The organism is Pseudomonas sp. GW821-FHT09D08 (assembly GCF_059416305.1).
Genome location: NZ_JBWKOX010000017.1, coordinates 1 through 19,776 on the forward strand (window position 1 = coordinate 1; position 19,776 = coordinate 19,776).

Consider the following 19,776-nt stretch of genomic DNA (forward strand, 5'->3'; position numbering starts at 1 on the left):
GAATAAAAAGGCGCGTTCAGGCAAGGAAAATCAGACACCCGGTGGGGAGGGGCGTCTAGCTGTCAGAATTGACAGTGACGACGAGTGGTTGCCGGGGTTGACCTGCAGGCGTCGATCAGGTTGGCGGTCGCGCCAGCCCTGGGACCGTTTCCATCGCTGGATGGCAGCAGGGCTTATTTGGGATACAGCGGCGGCAAGCTGGTGGTGTCCGTCGCCGGGTCCTGCTCGCGCTCGGCCATGGGGATGGCCTTGACCGCACGCCACAGCTCTTCGCCCAGCCAGTATTGACCGCTCTCGCTGTAGAGCGCGCCATTGAGGCCGTCCAAGGCATCCGACAGCGGCACAAACCGCGCCGCCATATCCGCCAGGGTTTCCGGCTGTTGTCGCGCCCAGGCATCCAGTGCCTGGCGGGTGGCCTGGGGGTCGTTGGCCTGGGTGGCACGCTTGAGGTCGTCGAGCAGGGTGCGCGGGCTCGGGCCGGTTTGCGCGGCGCGCAGTACCGCCGGTTGCCAGCGGGCACGCCACCACAGGCCGAAGCCCAGCAGGGTGGTGCAGGCCAGGAGCAGGGTGCTGAGTTGCCACAGCCACAGGCGGCTGTCGTCCGGTGCGGTGATGATGGTCGGCGTGGCAGGTGTGTCCACCGCCAGGCTGGGGTTGTTGGCCACTTGCAGGGTGCGGGCCGGCAGGCTGGTGCGTTCCAGATGGTCCTCGTGGGTGTTCCACCACACCACCTCGACGGCAGGCAGTTCCAGGGCGCCGACACGGTTGGGCACCAGGGCCTCACGGTCTTCGCGACTGCCGATCAGGCCACGGTCACTGGTCTGGTTGCCGAGCACCGGCTGGTCCGGGTAGCGGCGCAGGCCGTTGATGTCGGTGCTGGGCAGGGCGGGCAGTTGGGCGCTGGACAGGCCCTCGGCCTTGACGGTCAGGCTGCGGGTCAGGGAGTCGCCGACTTGTACATGTTCCGGCTCCGGGTTCCAGCTCTCGGTGAGCGTAAGGCTGCGAGCCGGCAGCCAGGGGGCATCGACGGGGTACAGCGCAGGCTTGGGCTTGACCGCCAGTGGCAGCGCCGCCGAACTCACATGGATCAGCTTGCCGGGCTTGGTGCCCTGCAGCGTGTTTTCCTGGGGCGGACGCGACTCCACCAGCGTGGCGCTGAACGTCTGCGAGGGAATCTCCAGGGTGCCGCTGTGCTGCGGGTAGATCGCGTAGCGGGTTTCGATCACGCCATGGCGAATGCTGTTGATGACCTTTTCATAGGTACGCGACTCGCCCAACTGTTCGACACGGGCATCGGGGATCTGCAACGGCGTCAAGCTGCTGTCGTCGTACAGCGACACCGAGTGATACACGCGCACGGTCAACAGTGCCTGGGCCTGGACATAGACGCTGGTCTGGTCGAGGTTGGCTTCGACAAACACCGGGGCCAGTTCGGCGTTGGTGTCCTGGCTGGTGGTTTCCAGCACTTGCAGGCTGATCGGCTGGGTTGTGTACTCACCCACTTGCAGCGGCGGAATCACCACCGTGCCGTTCTGCTTGGGCAGCAGGGTAATGATCCAGCGGGTGGTCGCATGGTTATCGCCACCCAACGTCGTGAGTTGGTTGAGCTGGCGCGTGCCGCTGACTTCGAACTGCGCATCCAGGGGCGACAGGTCGGGCTTGCCGAACTGGGTGACATCGCTGGACTCCACCGTCAGTTCCACCGTTTCCCCGGAATTGAGGCGGTTGCGGTCGACGCTGGCGACCAGGCTGGCCGCCTGGGCGTGACCTGCCGACAACGCGAGCAGAAGCAGAAGGGTGGTGCGGCGGCTCATCGAGTCTTGTCCTGATGCTGTTGCTGTTCGTACCAGAATTTGCGTCGCAGCAGTTCGCCGGGATTGTCCGGGATCTCCTGCAGCCATTGTTCCAGGGCCTGGCGGTGTTCACCGTCGAGGTTGGCGTCGGCAGCAAGCAGCGGCGGGGTGGTCGTGTGCTCATCGCCCAACTCGCTGCCCGGCACGTCGTTGCCAGCGGCTGGCGGCGGGGTGCCGGCCTGGGTATCGCCGCTGCCGGCTTCGCCCTGGCCCTGGGACGATTGCTCGGCACCTGTGGCATTTTGCCCAGTGGCGCCCGGTTGCGCAGTTTGGCCGGGTTGGGTGGTTTCGTCATCCTCGTTTTTTGCCGGCGTTTGCGACTCGGGTTCTGTCTGTTCCTGGATCAGGGCTTCTACCAGGGCCTTGTTTTTCAGTGCCGGTTGCAGGTCGGGCTGGGCTTCCAGGGCTTGTTCGTAGGCGTCGATGGCCGCTTCGAGTTCACCGGACCTGGCCAGGGCATTGCCGCGATTGTAGTGGGAATAGGCGTCATTGCCCTCGGCAAATCGCTTGATGGCCTCGGCATAGTTGCCGGCCGCGTACAGGGCGACGCCTTGCCACTGCGGGTCCTGGAAGTGCTCTGCGGCTTCGGCGGGGCGTTTCTGCTTGAGCAGGTATTGGCCTTGCTGGTCCGGCCGCAGCCACAGATCCTGGAATTCAAACGCATAGCTGGGTTGCGGCGTACCTAACAGCAGCAGCGGTAGAAAGAACAACCAGCCGCGCCGCCCGGCGCAGGCGGCCAGCAGCAACAGTGGCAGCAGCAACCAGTAACCCTGGTCGGCCCAGGTGTCGAGGTGCAGCAACTGGCCGTCGTTGCGCAGGGCTTGGGGCGGGTCCAGTACACCGAGTTGGCGCAGGTCTTTATCGTCCAGGCGTGCGGCCCGGTAGCGTCCGCCCATTTCGCTGGCGAAGGCCTTGAGCGTCGGGCTGTCGAGGCGCGGTACCAGGATTGCGCCTTGTTCGTCCTTGAGGAATTCGCCGCTTTCCTGGGTCACCGGTGTGCCTTCACGGCTGCCGATGCCCAGGATAGACAGGCTCGGCGCCTGGTTGCCCTGCAGCAGCAGGCGAATGCCCTGGCGCTCCTGTTTGGACAGCGATGAGCCGACCAGCAGCAGGCGACCCTGGCCCAGGCCGCCATGCTTGAGCAGGTCCAGGGCTTTCTCCACGGCCAGGTCGGCGCGGTGGCCGGACTCCGGCATGATCGAGGGGCGCAGGGCCTCGAGCAGGTTGCGGCTGGTGGCCAGGTCGTCCGACAGCGGCACCAGGGTGTGGGCGCTGCCCGCATAGACGACGATGGCGGTTTGCGCATCGCTGCGCGCCTGCAACAAGTCGTAGAGTTTGCGCCGTGCCTGTTCGAGGCGGTTGGGCGGGCTGTCGGTGGCGAGCATTTCCGGGGTCAGTTCGAGCAGCACCACCAACGGGTCGGAGGGTTTCTGGCTGGTTTGTTCAACCCGTTGCCAGCTGGGACCCAGCAACGCCAGCACCGCCAACAGCCAGGCGAGGCCCAGCAACACCCACGGCGATTTGCTTTCGCGCCCGTTGCCACCGCTGAGCAGCACGGCGTGAAAGGCCGGCGGCAGGATCATCTGCCAGCGCCCGGCGCGCTTTTGCCGATGCCACAGCTGCCACAGCAACCAGCCGAGCAGCGGCAGCAGCAACAGCCACCAGGGTCGGAACCAATGCGGCCACAGGGCGATCATCGACGCCTCCGCAGACGCAGGCGTTTAAGGCGCTGGCGCCATTCCGGATGCTGTTGCAGGAAGATCCCCTTGCTCGACAGTTTGTTGAACCCGCGTTGCAGGGCGTTGTTCGGCCAGCGTTCGTGGATCACCAGCAACATGCTCAGGATCAGCGCCAGGGCCAGCGGTCCGCTGTACAGCGCTAGCGCCGGGCGCGCCTGGGTCGGTTGTTGTTCGACAGGCTCGAGTTTGTCCAGTGTCTGCTTGATCGCTTCCAGCTCCTGGCCATCGCGGGCACGGAAGTATTGGCCGCCGGTGGCCTCGGCAATCGCCCTGAGTGCCGGCTCGTCGAGGTCCAGGCTCGGGTTGACGCCAAGGATGCCCAGGGAACCGGTTTGCTCAGGGTCGGCGCCGATGCCGATGGGGTAGATCTTCACCCCTTCTTCGGCCGCCAGGCGCGCGGCGGTCAGTGGGTTGATCTGCCCGGCGTTGTTGGCGCCATCGGTGACCAGGATCAATACGCGGCTTTGCGCAGGCCGCTGGCGCAGGCGTTTCAGCGCCAGGCCTATGGCATCGCCAATGGCGGTGTTCTTGCCGGCGATGCCGATGCGCGCTTCATCCAGCCAGGTGCGCACGGTGCGGCGGTCAAAGGTCAGCGGCGCCTGGAGGTAGGCCTGGCTGCCGAACAGGATCAGGCCCACGCGGTCGCCTTCGCGGCCTTCAAGGAAGTCGCCGAGCAGGTGCTTGACCAGGTTCAGGCGGCTGACGTCTTCGTCCTGCCAGTGCATGTCGGGGAAGTCCATGGAGCCGGACACGTCCACCGCCACCAGCAAATCGCGGCCGCTGGCGGCAATCGGCAGTGGCTCGCCCAGCCATTCCGGGCGCGCAGCGGCGCTCAGCAGCAGCAGCCACAGCACCACGAAGGGCGCCTGTTGGCGCCAGCCCGGCAGGTTCACCCGCGCACGGCGGCGGGCCAGGCTTTCGAGATCGCCGAGGTAGCTGACTTTAAGGGCGGGCTCGCCGCTGTCGGCCGCCGGCAGGATGAACCGCATCACCCAGGGCAAGGGCAACAGGACGAAGATCCACGGCCAGGCGAACTCAAACATGTTTGCGAATCCAGGTGTCGACCGCTTGGGTCAGGCCGGCGATGGCCTTGTCGTCGAGTTTGCATTCGGGTTTGTAGGCTCCCTCCACCAGCACCATCCAGCGCGTGAGGCCGGCGGCCGGGCAACGGTTGTCAAGGAATGCCAGCCATTTGCGGCCGTTGAGGGTATGGCTCTGGCTATAGGGATAGTCGTTGCGGCACAGGCGCTTGAGCAGGCCATTGAGCTGTTGCAGCCAGGCGCCGGCGGGCGCGCCATCGTAGGGTTTGGGCATCAGCGCCAATTCCGCCAGGGCGGCGATGCGCAGCGGGTCCAGCGGCTGTTCGGCACGGGCCAGGGGGCGTCGAGTCGGCAAGAAGCGGCGCAGCGACCACAACCCCCAACCCAGCAGCGGGATGACCAACAGCAACAGCCACCAGCCCGGCGCGGGCGGCCAGAAGCCGATGGGCGGCGGGGCGATCAGCGGTTGCAGTTGGTCGAGGCTGCTCATTGCTTTTTAACCGGGCGTTGCGGGTTGAGGTATTCGCGCAGTTGTTCGACCATTTCGCTCTGGGTGCTCAGGGGCATCAGCAGGATCCGCAGTTTCTGCGCGAGCAGCTCCCAGCGGGCGATGCGCGCTTCGGCCTGGGCCTTGTAGGCCTGGCGCAAATCGAAGTTCAGGGTATCCAGTTCCAATTGCGCCCCGCGCTGCGCAAAACGCAGCAGCCCGGCGGCAGGGAGGGCGTGGTCCAGCGGGTCGGAGATCGGCAACAGCAGCAAGTCGCAATGGCGTGACAGCAGGCTCAATTGCTGCTCGGCGCCCTCGGTGAGGGCACGTTCGTCGCAGATCACGATTACCAGGCTGCCGGGACGCAGCACTTCGCGGCCACGGCGCAGGGCCATGCCCAGGGCGTCGGCCTCCGGGCGGCTTTCGGTGTCCAGGCTCTGGTTGACGCGCACCAGGCGGTTGAGCAATTGCAGCAGGCTTTGCTTGCTGCGGCGCGGCTTGATTTCGTAGTGCTCGTTGTCGCCGAACACCAGCCCGCCGACGCGGTCGTTGTGCCCCAACGCGGCCCAGCCGATCAGGCTGGCGGCTTGAGCGGCGAGCACCGACTTGAACATCTGCCCCGAGCCGAAAAACAGCCGGCAGCTTTGCTCCACCATGATAAAAATCGGCCGTTCGCGTTCTTCGTGGAACAGCTTGGTGTGCGGCTCCTGGGTGCGCGCGGTGACGCGCCAGTCGATGGTGCGCACGTCGTCGCCGGCCTGGTACACGCGCACCTGGTCGAAGTCGACACCGCGCCCGCGCAGCTTGGAGTGGTGCAGGCCGATCAGCGGGCTGCGCTGGCTTGGCGTGGAAAACAGCTGCACTTCGCGCACGCGGTGGCGCATCTCGATCAGCTCGCTGAGCGTGACGCGCACCCCATCGCTTGCGTTCATCGACTTCAAGCGACGGCAACGACGTCGAGAATGCGTTGCACCACACGGTCCTGGTCAATCCCGGCCGCTTCGGCTTCGAACGACAGGATGATGCGATGGCGCAGCACGTCGAACAGCACCGCCTGGATGTCTTCCGGGCTGACAAAGTCGCGACCGGCCAGCCACGCATGGGCGCGCGCGCAGCGATCGAGGGCGATGGAGCCACGGGGGCTGGCGCCGTAGGCGATCCACTCGGCCATCTCGGGATCGAACTTGGCCGGGGTGCGCGTGGCCATGACCAGTTGCACCAGGTATTCCTCCACGGCATCGGCCATGTACAGGCCGAGGATTTCCTTGCGCGCGGCGAAGATCGCCTGCTGGCTGACGCGGCGCTCGGGCTTGGTTTCGCCGTTGAGGGCTTCGCCACGGGCCTGTTGCAGGATGCGCCGTTCGACGGCGGCGTCGGGGAAGCCGATCTTGACGTGCATCAGGAAGCGGTCGAGCTGGGCTTCGGGCAGCGGGTAGGTGCCTTCCTGCTCGATGGGGTTCTGCGTGGCCATCACCAGAAACAGCGGGGACAGGTCGTAGGTACTGCGCCCGACGCTGACCTGGCGCTCGGCCATGGCCTCCAGCAGCGCCGATTGCACCTTGGCCGGGGCGCGGTTGATCTCGTCCGCCAGTACCAGATTGTGGAAGATCGGCCCTTGCTGGAACACGAAGCTGCCGGTTTCCGGGCGATAGATCTCGGTGCCGGTGATGTCGGCGGGCAACAGGTCGGGGGTGAACTGGATACGATGGAACTGCGCTTCGATGCCTTCGGCCAGCTCTTTGATCGCCTTGGTCTTGGCCAGGCCCGGCGCGCCTTCCACCAGCATATGGCCGTCGGCGAGCAGGGCGATCAGCAGGCGATCGATGAGTTTTTCCTGGCCGAGAATCTGCGTAGAAAGAAAGGTTCGCAGCGCGAGCAGCGCTTCACGATGTTCCATCGATGACGGTTCCTGGAGAGATGAGCCTGTGCGTCATGTAACAAACGACAGCCTGGGGCGCCTACTTTAATGCATGGCAGGGGGTGGCGACTAACGGCACGCGGGGTATTTTTAGCAAAACTTGTAGGAAAATTGTGTGAGAGGCACAAAGGGCGGCGAGCAGGCGTGCCCGCTCACCGCCTTTGCTTCAACGGCAGGGCACCCCGGTATGCCAAGGCTGGCCGTGCTCGGCAGAGTTGAGATCCGGGCGTTTGTCGCGGCTGTAGAAGTTCTGTTTGTAGACCATGCCGTTGTACGACACCGCCTCTGCGTACGTTGAATACACCTTGGTGGGCGACCACGCCGGAATATCGCCGCAACTGCCCGAAGGTGGCGGGGCCTTGACGGTGATCGGTTTTTCCAGTCGCAGCGTACCGCCGCGTCCGTCACTGACCACGACACTGACGATGACGCGGGTATCGCCGCTGACGGCAGGGGCGGTGAGGGTGACGCTGCGGGTATTGCCGATGGTGCCGGTGAAGCCGGTCGGGCGCGTCCAGGTGTAGCTCATCGGGTCGCCGTCAGGGTCGCTGGCGTTGGCTATGAAGGTCACGGCCTTGCCCGAATCGACCGTTTCGCTGCCCTGCAGGCTGCCGACGGGTGGGCGGTTGGCGGGGGTGCCGGCGGTCACCGTGAGGGTGTGGCTGGCGGTTGCGCGGCGCTCGCGTTCATCGGTGACGGTCAGGGTGATGACGCGTGTTCCCGCCGTATTCGGGGCAACGAAGCTGCTGGACGCTTGCGCCGAAGAATCCGGGTTGAAGCCAGTGGCCGCCCAGGCGAAGCGCAAGCCTTGGCCCGTGGAGGAAGCCCCCGATAGCAGCACCGCCTTGCCGGCTTCAACACTGGAGGGGCCGGTGATCCTGGCGACCGGCAGCCCGCTGCCGCAGGTGCCCAGGCGTCGCCAGGGCTTGGCGGAGCCGGTTTCAACAAAGTTCAGATCGGGACGAGCGTTTTGCGTCCAGTGCGCCACTTGGTAGTTGTAACCGCTGTAGGAGACTTTTTCGCCCACCACGGCATACACCTTGCTCGCAATCCAGGGAGCGGCGCAGTCGCCGACCGGAGGCGCGTCAGGGGCCTTGATGGTGATGTTTTCCCTCAGGTTGAGGGTGTGGGTGCCGTCGGACACCGCCACGGAAATCGAGGTCAGGGTATCGGCGGTTACGGGCGGTGCGGTCAATGCCAAGGTCGGCCCATCCCCGTCCGGAGGGGTAAACCCGTCGGCATTCCAGCGATAGGTCAGCGGTTTTTGCGTGGGCGATTCAGCATAGACATGGCCGTTGAACGTCTCTCCCGATTTGGCTTGCTCGGGGATGGCCAGCCGGCCCGTGGGCGGTTGGCCGACGCCGTCGGCAAGCAGTTTGCGGATAGCGGCCTCCAGGTCCGGCTGCACGCCAATCTCGGTACGGTTGCCGTTGGCTTGCGGGTAGCCGGTTTCTACGAGGATTCTGCGCAGCTCCTTGGGGGCGAGGTTGCCCAGGCCATTGGCCCGCGCCACACCTTGCAGCGATGCCATCACCCCGGCAATGATCGGGTTGGCGGAGGAGGTGCCGCTGTAGGTGTGGGTATAGGCGCTGGTGGGGTTGGCGGTAGTCCAGGTCGTCGTGGTGACGGAGCCGCCCCAACTGAACAGGTCGACGCGTCGGCCGTATTGGGAGTAATAGGCTCTCAAACCGCTCGTGGGGTACACGGCGCCCGCGTAGATGCTGCCGGAATCGAATCTGTTGCGATCAAAGTAGCCGTTGAAGTAGGGGTGATCCAGGTTGATATTGCCGTTTGCCGCAGCCAGTACGACATGCACACCTTTTTCCATGGTCAGGTAGGTGATGATGTCGCGTACCATGCTGTTATATTCCAGGGGCATGTAGCAGTTCTGGGTGCAGCCGACTGCTGGAAAAGGCGTGTAATTCATATGCACGCCCAGTTGCACCACATCGCCGGGGCTCAGCAGTTCGGCGGTTTGCAGCAATCGGCTGGGGCCATATTGCGAATAGCCCAGTTGTGCATGGGGCACGATGCCGGTGGTGCCGAAGCCGTTGTCCCTGGAGCCGATGGTGCCGACGCTGGCCGTGTCGTGGTAGCCGGTGATGGCCCCTGCATCGACTTCCAGGAAAGGTTTGGGCAGGTCCACGTGGTTGTAGGCCCAATGATCTATTTCCGCAGAGACCACCCGCATGTTCTGGCCTTTGCCACCGGGAACCTTCCAGGCCTGCACGGCATTCACGCCGCCGATCTTGTAGGGCGGTACGGCTGGTGGGCCGAGCAGGTAGTGCTGGCGTCCGGTATGGTCCGGGATGCTGCCGCGCGCACTGCCCACGATGGGTTCGGCCTTGTCCTCGTGCATGCCCTCCACCACGGGTTCGAAGTCGACGTCTTCGATGGCCGGGTCTTGCTTGAGTTGCTGGCGCAGTGCGTCAGCCTGCCTGTGGCTCAAGTGGCGGGTGTCGACGATGTAGTAGCGGTCCAGCCGATGGCGGCGCAGGGCTTCTACATCCGCCAGCGTGCGGGCCTTGCTCGGCGTTACCAGCGGCTTGATGTTGGGCACGCGGTGCTGGAAGGTGCTGGAGGGGTCGACGAGGTCCTGAAGATTTCGCGACCTGGATCCGTCGTCTTTGATCAGAAGGATCAAGTGTGAATAGTCAGTGTTGGCTGCGGATGCCGCCAGCGCTGATGAAGCGGTGGCCAAAAGGCCAATGGCCAGAAACTTGCTGAGGGATTTCATCAAGGCACCCGTGCAGTCACCGTTGCTTTGCTCAGCTAAGGCCGGAAACACGGGGCCGGGTACTGTTAGAAATAACAGTACCGACCAACGGTCAAGGGCATCGGTGAAGGCTGCGCCAGTGCGATTCAGGCGCGGATGTAGGTGCCGGTGCCCTTGAGAATGTTCTGCAGGGTTTGTTCCACTTCTGCCATCTCCGCTGCGGCGGTGGCGTGGGTTATCTCCAATTGGTCCTTGCCGCCCAGTGCATCGGCATCGCCCGCCGCCAGCTCTACCCGCAATGTCGTATCGCTGAGGGTGACTTTCAGCCCATCCAGGGTCGACGGCTCGTAGTCCCAGGTCAGCTCCACTTCGTCTTCGTCGGGGTAGCGGGTGAGCATGAACATCTCGCCGTTCCTGCCGTGGCAGCAGAGCATGGCCATGTTGTCTTCTTCGTCGTCGCACGGGGTGGCCATCAGGGCGTCGGTTTTCACTTGCAGCATGGGGAATCCTGTCTGGGGTAGGGCGTTGCGTAGGCAATTGTGCCATCGCGGCGAATTTTGTGCTGCTTCCTGTGTCAGACCCAGTGCATGACCTGTCGGGCTCTACCAGTCATTTTCGGTACTCGGGGGCGGAAAAATAGCCGGTTTTTCCACCGGGAATTCCGGGTTGCCCAAGTCGCAACCCCAAGCCTGCGTACCGATGACCGAATATGTCGCAGCACCGCAAGCACCCGGCTTCCCACACTCGTTAAGCTGCGCAACGGATGTGCACGTGCCAGGCGCCTGACCTGCCCGTCGTACCGTCACCCGGCAAGGTGCGCATCTTATGGAAGTTGTATGTGACCTCATTGTCTTGTCCAGCTTCACCCACCTGTCACTCTGATTCGTTTATGGTGCTTAACTCGTTACCAGCGAACAGAGCTGACGGTCTCCCCACCAGGGGATAACACGCGACGCTTCCATCAATAACAAGCCCAAGCGGAGTACCACAGATGGCGTTCTTCACCGCAGCCAGCAAGGCCGACTTCCAGCATCAACTGCAAGCGGCACTGGCGCAGCACATCAGTGAACAGGCACTGCCACAAGTGGCGCTGTTCGCTGAACAATTCTTCGGCATCATTTCCCTGGACGAACTGACCCAGCGTCGCCTTTCCGACCTGGCCGGTTGCACCCTGTCTGCCTGGCGCCTGCTTGAGCGCTTTGATCACACCCAACCGCAAGTGCGGGTCTACAACCCCGATTACGAACGTCATGGCTGGCAATCGACCCACACCGCGGTCGAAGTGCTGCACCATGACCTGCCATTCCTGGTGGACTCGGTACGCACCGAGCTGAACCGCCGTGGCTACAGCATCCACACCCTGCAGACCACCGTGCTCAGCGTGCGCCGTGGCAGCAAGGGCGAGTTGCTGGAAATCCTGCCCAAGGGCACCCAGGGCGAAGGCATCGAGCAAGAATCGCTGATGTACCTGGAAATCGACCGCTGCGCCAACGCCGCCGAACTCAACGTGCTGAGCAAAGAGCTTGAGCAGGTACTGGGCGAAGTGCGCGTGGCTGTGGCCGATTTCGAACCGATGAAGGCCAAGGTCCAGGAGCTGCTCGACGGTATCGACGCCAGCCCGTTCGGCATCGATGGCGAAGAAAAAGCCGAGATCAAGAACTTCCTGGAATGGCTGGTGGGCAACCACTTCACCTTCCTCGGCTATGAAGAGTTCGTGGTACGTGACGAGGCGGACGGCGGTCATATCGAATATGACGCCAACTCGTTCCTCGGTCTGACCAAGCTGCTGCGCGCCGGCCTCACCGCCGACGACCTGCGCATCGAAGACTACGCCGTGTCGTACCTGCGCGAGCCGACCGTGCTGTCGTTCGCCAAGGCCGCGCACCCGAGCCGTGTACACCGCCCGGCTTACCCGGACTACGTGTCGATCCGCCAGATCGATGCCGACGGCAAGGTGATCAAGGAATGCCGCTTCATGGGCCTCTACACCTCGTCGGTGTACGGCGAAAGCGTGCGCGTCATCCCGTATATCCGCCGCAAGGTCGCGGAAATCGAACGCCGCTCGGGCTTCCAGGCCAAGGCGCACCTGGGCAAGGAGCTTGCTCAAGTCGTTGAAGTACTGCCCCGTGACGACCTGTTCCAGACCCCGGTCGACGAGCTGTTCAGCACCGTGATGTCGATCGTGCAGATCCAGGAACGCAACAAGATCCGCGTGTTCCTGCGCAAAGACCCGTACGGTCGTTTCTGCTACTGCCTGGCCTATGTGCCGCGCGACATCTACTCCACCGAAGTGCGCCAGAAGATCCAGCAAGTGCTGATGGATCGCCTGAAAGCCTCGGACTGCGAATTCTGGACCTTCTTCTCCGAATCCGTGCTGGCGCGCGTGCAGCTGATTCTGCGGGTCGACCCGAAGAACCGCCTGGACATCGACCCGCTGCAACTGGAAAAAGAAGTGGTGCAGGCCTGCCGCAGCTGGCAGGACGACTACTCCAGTCTCGTTGTGGAAAGCTTCGGCGAAGCCCACGGCACCAACGTGCTGGCGGATTTCCCGAAAGGCTTCCCGGCCGGCTACCGCGAGCGTTTCGCTGCGCATTCGGCTGTGGTCGACATGCAGCACCTGCTCAGCCTCACCGAAGCCAACCCGCTGGTGATGAGCTTCTATCAGCCGCTGGGCCAGGTGTCCGGCCAGCGCGAGCTGCATTGCAAGCTGTATCACGCCGATACCCCGCTGGCGCTGTCCGACGTATTGCCGATCCTGGAAAACCTCGGCCTGCGCGTGCTGGGTGAGTTCCCGTACCGCCTGCGCCATGCCAACGGCCGCGAGTTCTGGATCCACGATTTTGCGTTCATCGCCGCCGAAGGCGTGAACCTGGACATCCAGCAGCTCAACGACACCCTGCAGGACGCGTTCGTGCACATCGTGCATGGCGATGCCGAGAACGATGCGTTCAACCGCCTGGTACTCACCGCCGGCCTGCCATGGCGCGACGTCGCGCTGCTGCGTGCCTACGCCCGTTACCTGAAGCAGATCCGCCTGGGCTTCGACCTCGGCTACATCGCGAGCACCCTGAACAACCACACCGACATCGCCCGCGAGTTGACCCGGTTGTTCAAGACCCGCTTCTACCTGGCGCGCAAGCTCACCGCCGATGACCTGGAAGACAAGCAGCAGCGCCTGGAACAAGCGATCCTCACGGCCCTGGACGACGTCCAGGTGCTCAACGAAGACCGCATCCTGCGTCGCTACCTGGACCTGATCAAGGCCACCCTGCGCACCAACTTCTACCAGACCGACGCCAACGGCCAGAACAAGTCGTACTTCAGCTTCAAGTTCGACCCGCGCGCGATCCCTGAGCTGCCCAAGCCGGTGCCGAAGTTTGAAATCTTCGTCTACTCGCCCCGCGTCGAAGGCGTGCACCTGCGCTTTGGCAACGTGGCCCGTGGCGGCCTGCGCTGGTCCGACCGTGAAGAAGACTTCCGTACCGAAGTGCTCGGCCTGGTCAAAGCCCAGCAAGTGAAGAACTCGGTGATCGTGCCGGTGGGCGCCAAGGGCGGCTTCCTGCCGCGTCGCCTGCCACTGGGCGGCAGCCGTGACGAGATCGCGGCCGAGGGCATCGCCTGCTACCGCATCTTCATCTCCGGCCTGTTGGACATCACCGACAACCTCAAGGACGGCGCCCTGGTGCCGCCGGCCAACGTCGTGCGTCATGACGACGATGACCCGTACCTGGTGGTGGCAGCGGACAAGGGCACCGCGACCTTCTCCGACATCGCCAACGGTATCGCCATCGACTACGGCTTCTGGCTGGGCGATGCGTTCGCCTCCGGTGGTTCCGCCGGTTACGACCACAAGAAAATGGGCATCACCGCCAAGGGCGCGTGGGTCGGTGTGCAGCGTCACTTCCGTGAACGCGGTATCAACGTGCAGGAAGACAGCATCACCGTGGTGGGCGTCGGCGATATGGCCGGTGACGTGTTCGGTAACGGCCTGTTGATGTCCGACAAGCTGCAACTGGTCGCGGCCTTCAACCACCTGCATATCTTCATCGACCCGAACCCGAACCCGGCCACCAGCTTCGTCGAGCGCCAGCGCATGTTCGAGCTGCCGCGTTCGGCCTGGACCGACTACGACACCAGCATCATGTCCGAAGGCGGCGGTATCTTCTCGCGCAGCGCGAAGAGCATTGCCATCTCGCCACAGATGAAGGAACGCTTCGACATTTCGGCCGACAAGCTGACTCCGACCGAACTGCTGAACGCCTTGCTCAAGGCGCCGGTGGACCTGTTGTGGAACGGTGGTATCGGCACCTACGTCAAGGCCAGCACCGAAAGCCACGCCGATGTAGGCGACAAGGCCAACGACGCGCTGCGCGTCAACGGCAACGAGCTGCGCTGCAAGGTGGTGGGCGAGGGCGGTAACCTCGGCATGACCCAGCTGGGCCGTGTGGAGTTCGGCCTCAATGGCGGCGGCTCCAACACCGACTTCATCGACAACGCCGGTGGCGTGGACTGCTCCGACCACGAAGTGAACATCAAGATCCTGCTCAACGAAGTGGTGCAGGCCGGCGACATGACCGACAAGCAACGCAACCAGTTGCTGGCGAGCATGACCGACGAAGTCGGCAGCCTGGTGTTGGGCAACAACTACAAGCAGACCCAGGCCCTGTCCCTGGCCGCGCGCCGTGCCTACGAGCGTGCCGCCGAGTACAAGCGCCTGATGAGCGACCTGGAAAGCCGTGGCAAGCTGGATCGCGCCATCGAGTACCTGCCGACCGAGGAGCAGCTCACCGAGCGCGCTTCCACCGGCAAGGGCCTGACCCGTCCGGAACTGTCGGTGCTGATCTCCTACAGCAAGATCGACCTCAAGGAAGCGCTGCTCAAGTCGCTGGTACCGGATGACGACTACCTGACCCGCGACATGGAAACCGCGTTCCCACCGAGCCTGGTGGCCAAGTTCGGCGAAGCCATGCGTCGCCATCGTCTGAAGCGCGAGATCGTCAGCACCCAGATCGCCAACGACCTGGTCAACCACATGGGCATCACCTTTGTGCAGCGACTCAAGGAGTCGACCGGCATGAGCCCGGCGAACGTGGCCGGTGCCTACGTGATCGTGCGCGACATCTTCCACCTCCCGCACTGGTTCCGCCAGATCGAAGCCCTGGACCACCAGGTCTCCGCTGACGTGCAATTGCAGTTGATGGATGAGCTGATGCGCCTGGGCCGTCGTGCCACGCGCTGGTTCCTGCGCAGCCGTCGCAACGAGCAGGACGCCGGTCGTGACACCGCGCACTTCGGTCCGCACCTGGCTGCGTTGGGCCTCAAGCTCGACGAACTGCTGGAAGGTCCGACCCGCGAAGGCTGGCAGACCCGCTACCAGGCCTACACCGAAGCCGGCGTGCCGGAGTTGCTGGCGCGCATGGTTGCAGGCACGACCCACCTGTACACCTTGCTGCCGATCATCGAAGCCGCTGATGTGACCGGGCATGACGCCGCCGAAGTGGCCAAGGCTTACTTCGCCGTCGGTAGCGCCCTGGACCTGCCGTGGTACCTGCAGCAGATCAGCGACCTGCCCGTGGCCAACAACTGGCAGGCCCAGGCCCGCGAAGCGTTCCGCGACGATGTGGATTGGCAGCAGCGGGCGATCACCATTTCCGTCCTGCAAATGGCCGACGCGCCACAGGACATGGAAGCCCGCGTAGCCCTGTGGCTTGAGCAGCACAAGGACATGGCTGATCGTTGGGTCGCAATGATGGTGGAAATCCGTGCTGCGGTCGGCACGGACTACGCCATGTACGCGGTGGCCAACCGTGAACTGCTGGACCTGGCGTTGAGTGGTCAGTCGGTGCTGCAACCGGCTTGATGCCTGGGTGAAACCAATGTGGGAGGGGCGGTGCGACGATTCGACTTGCTCCCTCCCACATTTGGATCTTTATCTATCTGGATATCAGTGGTGTTTCAGTAATTTGCTTTCCAGGTGATCCAGGTGCCGGGTCATCAAGCCCACCGCAGCAGTCACATCCCGCTGCTCAATCGCATCCACAATCGCCACATGCTCCTGCCACGCGCAATACGTGCAGGCTTTCGCTTCGTACTGGGCAATGATCAGCGACGTCAATGGCACCAGGCTGTTGAGAAACTGCGCCAACGGCGCGTTGCCCGCCATCTGCGCCAATTGCAGGTGAAACTCCCCTGACAACCGAATCGCCGGCCCACGCTGGTTGCGTTCCATACCGTCGCGTTCCCGTGCTATCAGCTCGCGCAGCTGGCGTATCTGCGTGGGCGTGGCCTGGGCGCAGGCCAATTGCACCACCGTGATTTCGGTCATGCGCCGCGCTTCGAGAATATGCCGCGTCTGCTGGGCATCCGGCGCTGCGACCTGGGCGCGCTGGTTGGGGCGCAGGATGACCACTTGCTGGTGGGACAGCTTGGCCAGCACCCGACGAATCACGCTGCGGCTGACGCCAAAGGTTTCGCCCAGGCCTTCTTCGGTAAAGCGGCTGGACGGGGCGATGCGTTGTTCGAGGATGGCGTCGAACAACCGTGGGTAGATGTCGTCCACCGAAGGCTTTTTACCGGCCACCAGGCGCAGGGCAGGAATGATCGGATCGCGTTGCAGGGCGTGGGCGGTCATGGCCTGTCTCCAAAAAATCAGTTGCCGAGATGGTCGTCCGGAATGTTCAAGTGAATGCCCATGCGCAGGCCTTCCTGGAGGATGTGCCGACGCATCTCGGCACTGGCCAGGGCGCTGTTCTTGTTGCGGATGGCGCGTACCACCGCTTCATTTTCCTGCAGGCGTTCCGCCAGGTGCTCGGGGGAGTTGCGCAGTACCTGGGCGCTTTGCTTGAGGGCGGTGCTGGTTTGCTGCACCACGTTCTGGAAGATCGGGTTGGCGGTGAGCGCGAACAGTTCTTCGTGAAAATCGAGGTAGGCGTTCATGCCGGCTTCGGCGTCACCGGCATCCAGGGCTTCGCGCATGTCCATCAGGGTCAGGCGCAATTGGCCGACTTCCTTGCTGCTGATGGACTGGGCCACCAGGCCGACGATAAAGGGTTCGAGGGTGTAGCGCAGTTGCAGGATGTCTTCGAGGCTGGCATCGGCCACGGCGTCGCTCGATTGTGGTTCGCTGACGCTGGTTTCCAGCACGACCACACCTTTACCGGGCATGGAGCGCACCAGGCCGAGGGTTTCGAGCACGATCACCGCTTCGCGCAGGCTGGGGCGGCTGATGCCCAGCTGTTCGGCCAGTTCGCGCTGGCCCGGGAGCATTTCGCCCCGGCGCCACTGACCTTGCTTGAGTGCGGCGCGGAGTTTTTCTACGACTGAATTGACGACGGTTGAGGTGCTGATCACGTCGTGCGCTCCTTAAGAATGAATAATCCCTGCACTGTAGGAGCGAGCTTGCTCGCGAAAAACTTCAAGTCACCGCGTGCATCCAGAATGCCCGCGTTATCGGTGACGACCTTCGCGAGCAAGCTCGCTCCTACAGTGGAAAGCGTTTAGCGTTTTAAAATTCCTGGTGCGCCGGTGATACCGGCTTCCTGGCCTGGAAGGCATAGCCTTGCTGGCCGTCGAGCACCTTGTTGGCGCGTTGGATATCGATGTCTTTTTCCCAGCGGGCGATGGCCACGGTGGCGACGCAGTTGCCGATCAGGTTGGTCAAGGCGCGACCGATACCCATGAACCAGTCCACCGCCAACACCAGCACCAGGCCGACCACTGGAATCGCCGGGATCGCCGTGAGCGTCGCCGCCAGGATCACCAGGGCCGAGCCGGGAATCCCGTGGGCGCCCTTGGAGGTGATCAGCGACACTAGCAGGATGGTCAGCAGATCGGTCATCGACAGCGGCGTGCCGGTGGCATTGGCGATAAACACGATGGCCAGGGTCAGGTAGATCGAGAAACCGTCGAGGTTGAACGAGTACCCGGTGGGAATCACCAGGCCCACGGTGGAGCTGCCGATGCCCAGGTGTTCGAGTTTGCGCATGACCTGCGGCAGCACCGCGTCGGAGGAAGCGGTGCCCATCACGATCAGCAGTTCTTCACGCAGGTACTTGAGCAGCGGCAGCATGCGCAGGCCTGACAGGCGCATCACCACGCCGAGGATCAGCGCGACGAAGGCAAGGCAGGTCAGGTAGAACAGGCCCACCAGGCTGCCCAGGTGTTGCAGGGAGTCCAGCCCGTAGGTGCTGGTGGTGAAGGCGATCGCACCAAACACGCCGATGGGCGCCAGGCGCACGATCATGCCCATGATGCGGAAAATCACATGGCTCAGTTCATTGATCAGCCGAGTGATACCGGAGGCCGCTTCGCCCACCAGGTTCAACGCGCTGCCGAACAGCACCGAGAACAGCAGCACTTGCAGGACATTGTTGTCGGCAAAGGCGCCGATCACCGAGTTGGGGATCAGGTCCATCAGGAACTGGCTGGTGCCCTTGATGTGCTGGCCCTTGTCGGCCAGTTCATTGAGACCGGCGGAGGAGAGCTGTTCCAAATGGATATTGGCGCCGGTGCCGATCCCGGTGCTGAAGGCCATGACCAGGCCGATCACCAGGGCGATGGTGGTGAGCACTTCAAAGTAGATCACCGACTTGAGGCCGATGCGCCCGACCTTCTTCAAGTCGCCGGCCCCGGAAATACCACTGACCACCACGCAGAACACGATCAGGCCGATCAGCATCTTGATCAGCTTGATAAAGCCGTCACCCAGGGGTTTGAGTTGCGAGGAGAATTCGGGAAGGGCCAGGCCGCACACGATGCCGAGCATCAGGCCAATCACGACTTGCAGGAAAATCGAACGCGAGCACCATCTGAGCATGGGAGGGATCTCTATTCGGTGCCCTGGTGGTTCCAGGGCTTAATTGTTGTGGTCATACCGGTAAGTCCAGTGCGTCGCCAGTCTAGGCCAGGTATTTTTGAAATCACAAGTAAAAATTCGGCGGTTGGCAGGTCCCGGTCTGACCAGTTGGTCGCGAAGGTTGATGCTTGAGCGGTTGGCGGGGCGCAAATTTTTTCGCTTATCATCCGCCGCCTGGCACATGAGGTGATGGATGGATAAACCAGGACTGACCACTGACGACACCGGGCAGACCCACTGCTCCTGGCGTACGACCGCACCGGAATACCCCCGTTATCACGACCACGAGTGGGGCGTACCGGTGGCGGATGATGTTCAGCTGTACGAGAAGATCTGCCTGGAAGGCTTCCAGGCCGGCATGGCCTGGATCACCATCCTGCGCAAGCGCGAGCCGTTCAGGGCGGCATTCGACGGTTTTGATTTTCGCCGGGTGGCGCAGTACGGCGAGGCGGATATCGCGCGGTTGATGCAGGACCCGGGCATCGTGCGTAATCGGGCGAAGATCGTTTCCACCATCAACAACGCCCGCCGGGCGTGCGAACTGGTGGCTGAAACCGGCTCGCTGGCGCAGTGGTTATGGGCGTTCGAACCCGGCCCTGAAGAGCGCCCGGCAGTGGTGGACCTGGCTTACTGGACGGGCAATCCCACCTCGCCGGCCTCGGTGCGCCTGTCCAAGGCCTTGAAGAAACGCGGCTGGACGTTCGTCGGGCCGACCACGATGTATGCGCTGATGCAGGCGATGGGGATGGTCAATGACCACCTTGATGGGTGCGTGTGCCGCCCAAAGATCGAAGAACTGCGCCGCCAGTTCAAGCGCCCGTGAGCCGCTGACGGTGGGAGGGGGCTTCACCCATGCTGCTGATTGGTGATGAGGCCAATCCCATCAATGGTCGAACGCAAGCCGGCTCGCCAGGTTTGCCGAGGCCAGCTCGATAAAGCCTTGCAGGGCTGGCAGCCCGAAGTGTGCGTTGAGCGGTTCGGCACTGGCCCAGCAGCCATTGACGGTCCAGAGGTCGGGGTCCACCGGGCTGCGCTGTACGGCGTATTCGAGGCAGCCTGGGGTGGTGCGCACGAGCTCGGCGATCTGTCGCAGGCGCTCGCCCAGTTCCCTGGAGCGCCCGGCAGCCGCGCGGACATGAACAGTGTTGAAGGCACGGTCGGGCATGGCG

Annotated in this window: 14 protein-coding genes; 2 read left to right on the top strand and 12 right to left on the bottom strand. The window is 63.4% G+C overall.

All coding sequences use genetic code 11. From position 1 onward, the window contains the following. Window positions 1-173: 173 nt before the first annotated feature. From AC07OP_RS23595 to AC07OP_RS23630, 8 genes are all read right to left on the bottom strand, one after another. Window positions 174-1,814, bottom strand: coding sequence for a BatD family protein (locus tag AC07OP_RS23595; protein ID WP_495102697.1), 1,641 nt, complete (start codon window positions 1,812-1,814; stop codon window positions 174-176). Then, window positions 1,811-3,550, bottom strand: coding sequence for a tetratricopeptide repeat protein (locus AC07OP_RS23600; protein WP_495102698.1), 1,740 nt, complete (start codon window positions 3,548-3,550; stop codon window positions 1,811-1,813). The genes AC07OP_RS23595 and AC07OP_RS23600 overlap by 4 nt, the downstream gene beginning before the upstream one ends. Next, complete coding sequence (locus AC07OP_RS23605) at window positions 3,547-4,635, bottom strand: vWA domain-containing protein (protein ID WP_115488403.1); 1,089 nt, start codon at window positions 4,633-4,635, stop codon at window positions 3,547-3,549. Before AC07OP_RS23605 ends, AC07OP_RS23600 begins: the two co-directional genes overlap by 4 nt. Next, window positions 4,628-5,122, bottom strand: coding sequence for a DUF4381 domain-containing protein (locus AC07OP_RS23610; RefSeq protein ID WP_065927988.1), 495 nt, complete (start codon window positions 5,120-5,122; stop codon window positions 4,628-4,630). Before AC07OP_RS23610 ends, AC07OP_RS23605 begins: the two co-directional genes overlap by 8 nt. Continuing rightward, entirely contained in the window at window positions 5,119-6,051 is a 933-nt protein-coding gene (locus tag AC07OP_RS23615; RefSeq protein WP_027608569.1) for a DUF58 domain-containing protein, read from the bottom strand. The genes AC07OP_RS23610 and AC07OP_RS23615 overlap by 4 nt, the downstream gene beginning before the upstream one ends. A 5-nt stretch (window positions 6,052-6,056) precedes the next feature. Continuing rightward, complete coding sequence (locus AC07OP_RS23620) at window positions 6,057-7,016, bottom strand: AAA family ATPase (RefSeq protein WP_003174327.1); 960 nt, start codon at window positions 7,014-7,016, stop codon at window positions 6,057-6,059. A gap of 187 nt (window positions 7,017-7,203) precedes the next feature. Next, complete coding sequence (locus tag AC07OP_RS23625; RefSeq protein ID WP_495102699.1) at window positions 7,204-9,774, bottom strand: S8 family peptidase; 2,571 nt, start codon at window positions 9,772-9,774, stop codon at window positions 7,204-7,206. Window positions 9,775-9,899: 125 nt separating this feature from the next. Continuing rightward, a complete protein-coding gene (locus AC07OP_RS23630; protein WP_027608568.1) occupies window positions 9,900-10,253 on the bottom strand; it encodes a hypothetical protein in 354 nt (117 codons plus the stop codon). Between the two features lie 491 nt (window positions 10,254-10,744). On the opposite strand from AC07OP_RS23630, the gene AC07OP_RS23635 reads away from it, so the two are divergent. Next, entirely contained in the window at window positions 10,745-15,613 is a 4,869-nt protein-coding gene (locus AC07OP_RS23635; RefSeq protein WP_027608567.1) for an NAD-glutamate dehydrogenase, read from the top strand. Between the two features lie 84 nt (window positions 15,614-15,697). Here the strand turns inward: AC07OP_RS23635 and AC07OP_RS23640 are convergent, their stop codons facing one another. The 3 genes from AC07OP_RS23640 to AC07OP_RS23650 all read right to left on the bottom strand — a co-directional run bounded on the left by AC07OP_RS23640 (window position 15,698) and on the right by AC07OP_RS23650 (window position 18,583). Further along, window positions 15,698-16,384: a GntR family transcriptional regulator gene (locus AC07OP_RS23640; protein WP_495102700.1), complete on the bottom strand. Its 687-nt coding sequence runs from the start codon at window positions 16,382-16,384 to the stop codon at window positions 15,698-15,700. A gap of 17 nt (window positions 16,385-16,401) precedes the next feature. Continuing rightward, on the bottom strand, window positions 16,402-17,103 hold the full coding sequence (locus AC07OP_RS23645; RefSeq protein WP_027608565.1) for a FadR/GntR family transcriptional regulator: 702 nt from the start codon (window positions 17,101-17,103) through the stop codon (window positions 16,402-16,404). Window positions 17,104-17,257: 154 nt separating this feature from the next. Next, window positions 17,258-18,583, bottom strand: a complete 1,326-nt coding sequence (locus AC07OP_RS23650; RefSeq protein WP_175539031.1) for a C4-dicarboxylate transporter DctA — start codon at window positions 18,581-18,583, stop codon at window positions 17,258-17,260. Between the two features lie 217 nt (window positions 18,584-18,800). Between AC07OP_RS23650 and AC07OP_RS23655 the strand changes: the two genes are divergently transcribed. Further along, a complete protein-coding gene (locus AC07OP_RS23655) occupies window positions 18,801-19,430 on the top strand; it encodes a DNA-3-methyladenine glycosylase I (protein ID WP_495102701.1) in 630 nt (209 codons plus the stop codon). A gap of 60 nt (window positions 19,431-19,490) precedes the next feature. On the opposite strand, the gene AC07OP_RS23660 is transcribed toward AC07OP_RS23655, so the two are convergent. Continuing rightward, window positions 19,491-19,772, bottom strand: a complete 282-nt coding sequence (locus AC07OP_RS23660; protein WP_115488397.1) for a putative quinol monooxygenase — start codon at window positions 19,770-19,772, stop codon at window positions 19,491-19,493. Between the last annotated feature and the right edge of the window lie 4 nt (window positions 19,773-19,776).

Coding starts and splice junctions, on each gene's coding strand:
- AC07OP_RS23595 (WP_495102697.1), bottom strand. CDS start 1,814: ATGAGCCGCCGCACCACCCTTCTGCTTCTGCTCGCGTTGTCGGCAGGT.
- AC07OP_RS23600 (WP_495102698.1), bottom strand. CDS start 3,550: ATGATCGCCCTGTGGCCGCATTGGTTCCGACCCTGGTGGCTGTTGCTG.
- AC07OP_RS23605 (WP_115488403.1), bottom strand. CDS start 4,635: ATGTTTGAGTTCGCCTGGCCGTGGATCTTCGTCCTGTTGCCCTTGCCC.
- AC07OP_RS23610 (WP_065927988.1), bottom strand. CDS start 5,122: ATGAGCAGCCTCGACCAACTGCAACCGCTGATCGCCCCGCCGCCCATC.
- AC07OP_RS23615 (WP_027608569.1), bottom strand. CDS start 6,051: ATGAACGCAAGCGATGGGGTGCGCGTCACGCTCAGCGAGCTGATCGAG.
- AC07OP_RS23620 (WP_003174327.1), bottom strand. CDS start 7,016: ATGGAACATCGTGAAGCGCTGCTCGCGCTGCGAACCTTTCTTTCTACG.
- AC07OP_RS23625 (WP_495102699.1), bottom strand. CDS start 9,774: ATGAAATCCCTCAGCAAGTTTCTGGCCATTGGCCTTTTGGCCACCGCT.
- AC07OP_RS23630 (WP_027608568.1), bottom strand. CDS start 10,253: ATGCTGCAAGTGAAAACCGACGCCCTGATGGCCACCCCGTGCGACGAC.
- AC07OP_RS23635 (WP_027608567.1), top strand. CDS start 10,745: ATGGCGTTCTTCACCGCAGCCAGCAAGGCCGACTTCCAGCATCAACTG.
- AC07OP_RS23640 (WP_495102700.1), bottom strand. CDS start 16,384: ATGACCGCCCACGCCCTGCAACGCGATCCGATCATTCCTGCCCTGCGC.
- AC07OP_RS23655 (WP_495102701.1), top strand. CDS start 18,801: ATGGATAAACCAGGACTGACCACTGACGACACCGGGCAGACCCACTGC.
- AC07OP_RS23660 (WP_115488397.1), bottom strand. CDS start 19,772: ATGCCCGACCGTGCCTTCAACACTGTTCATGTCCGCGCGGCTGCCGGG.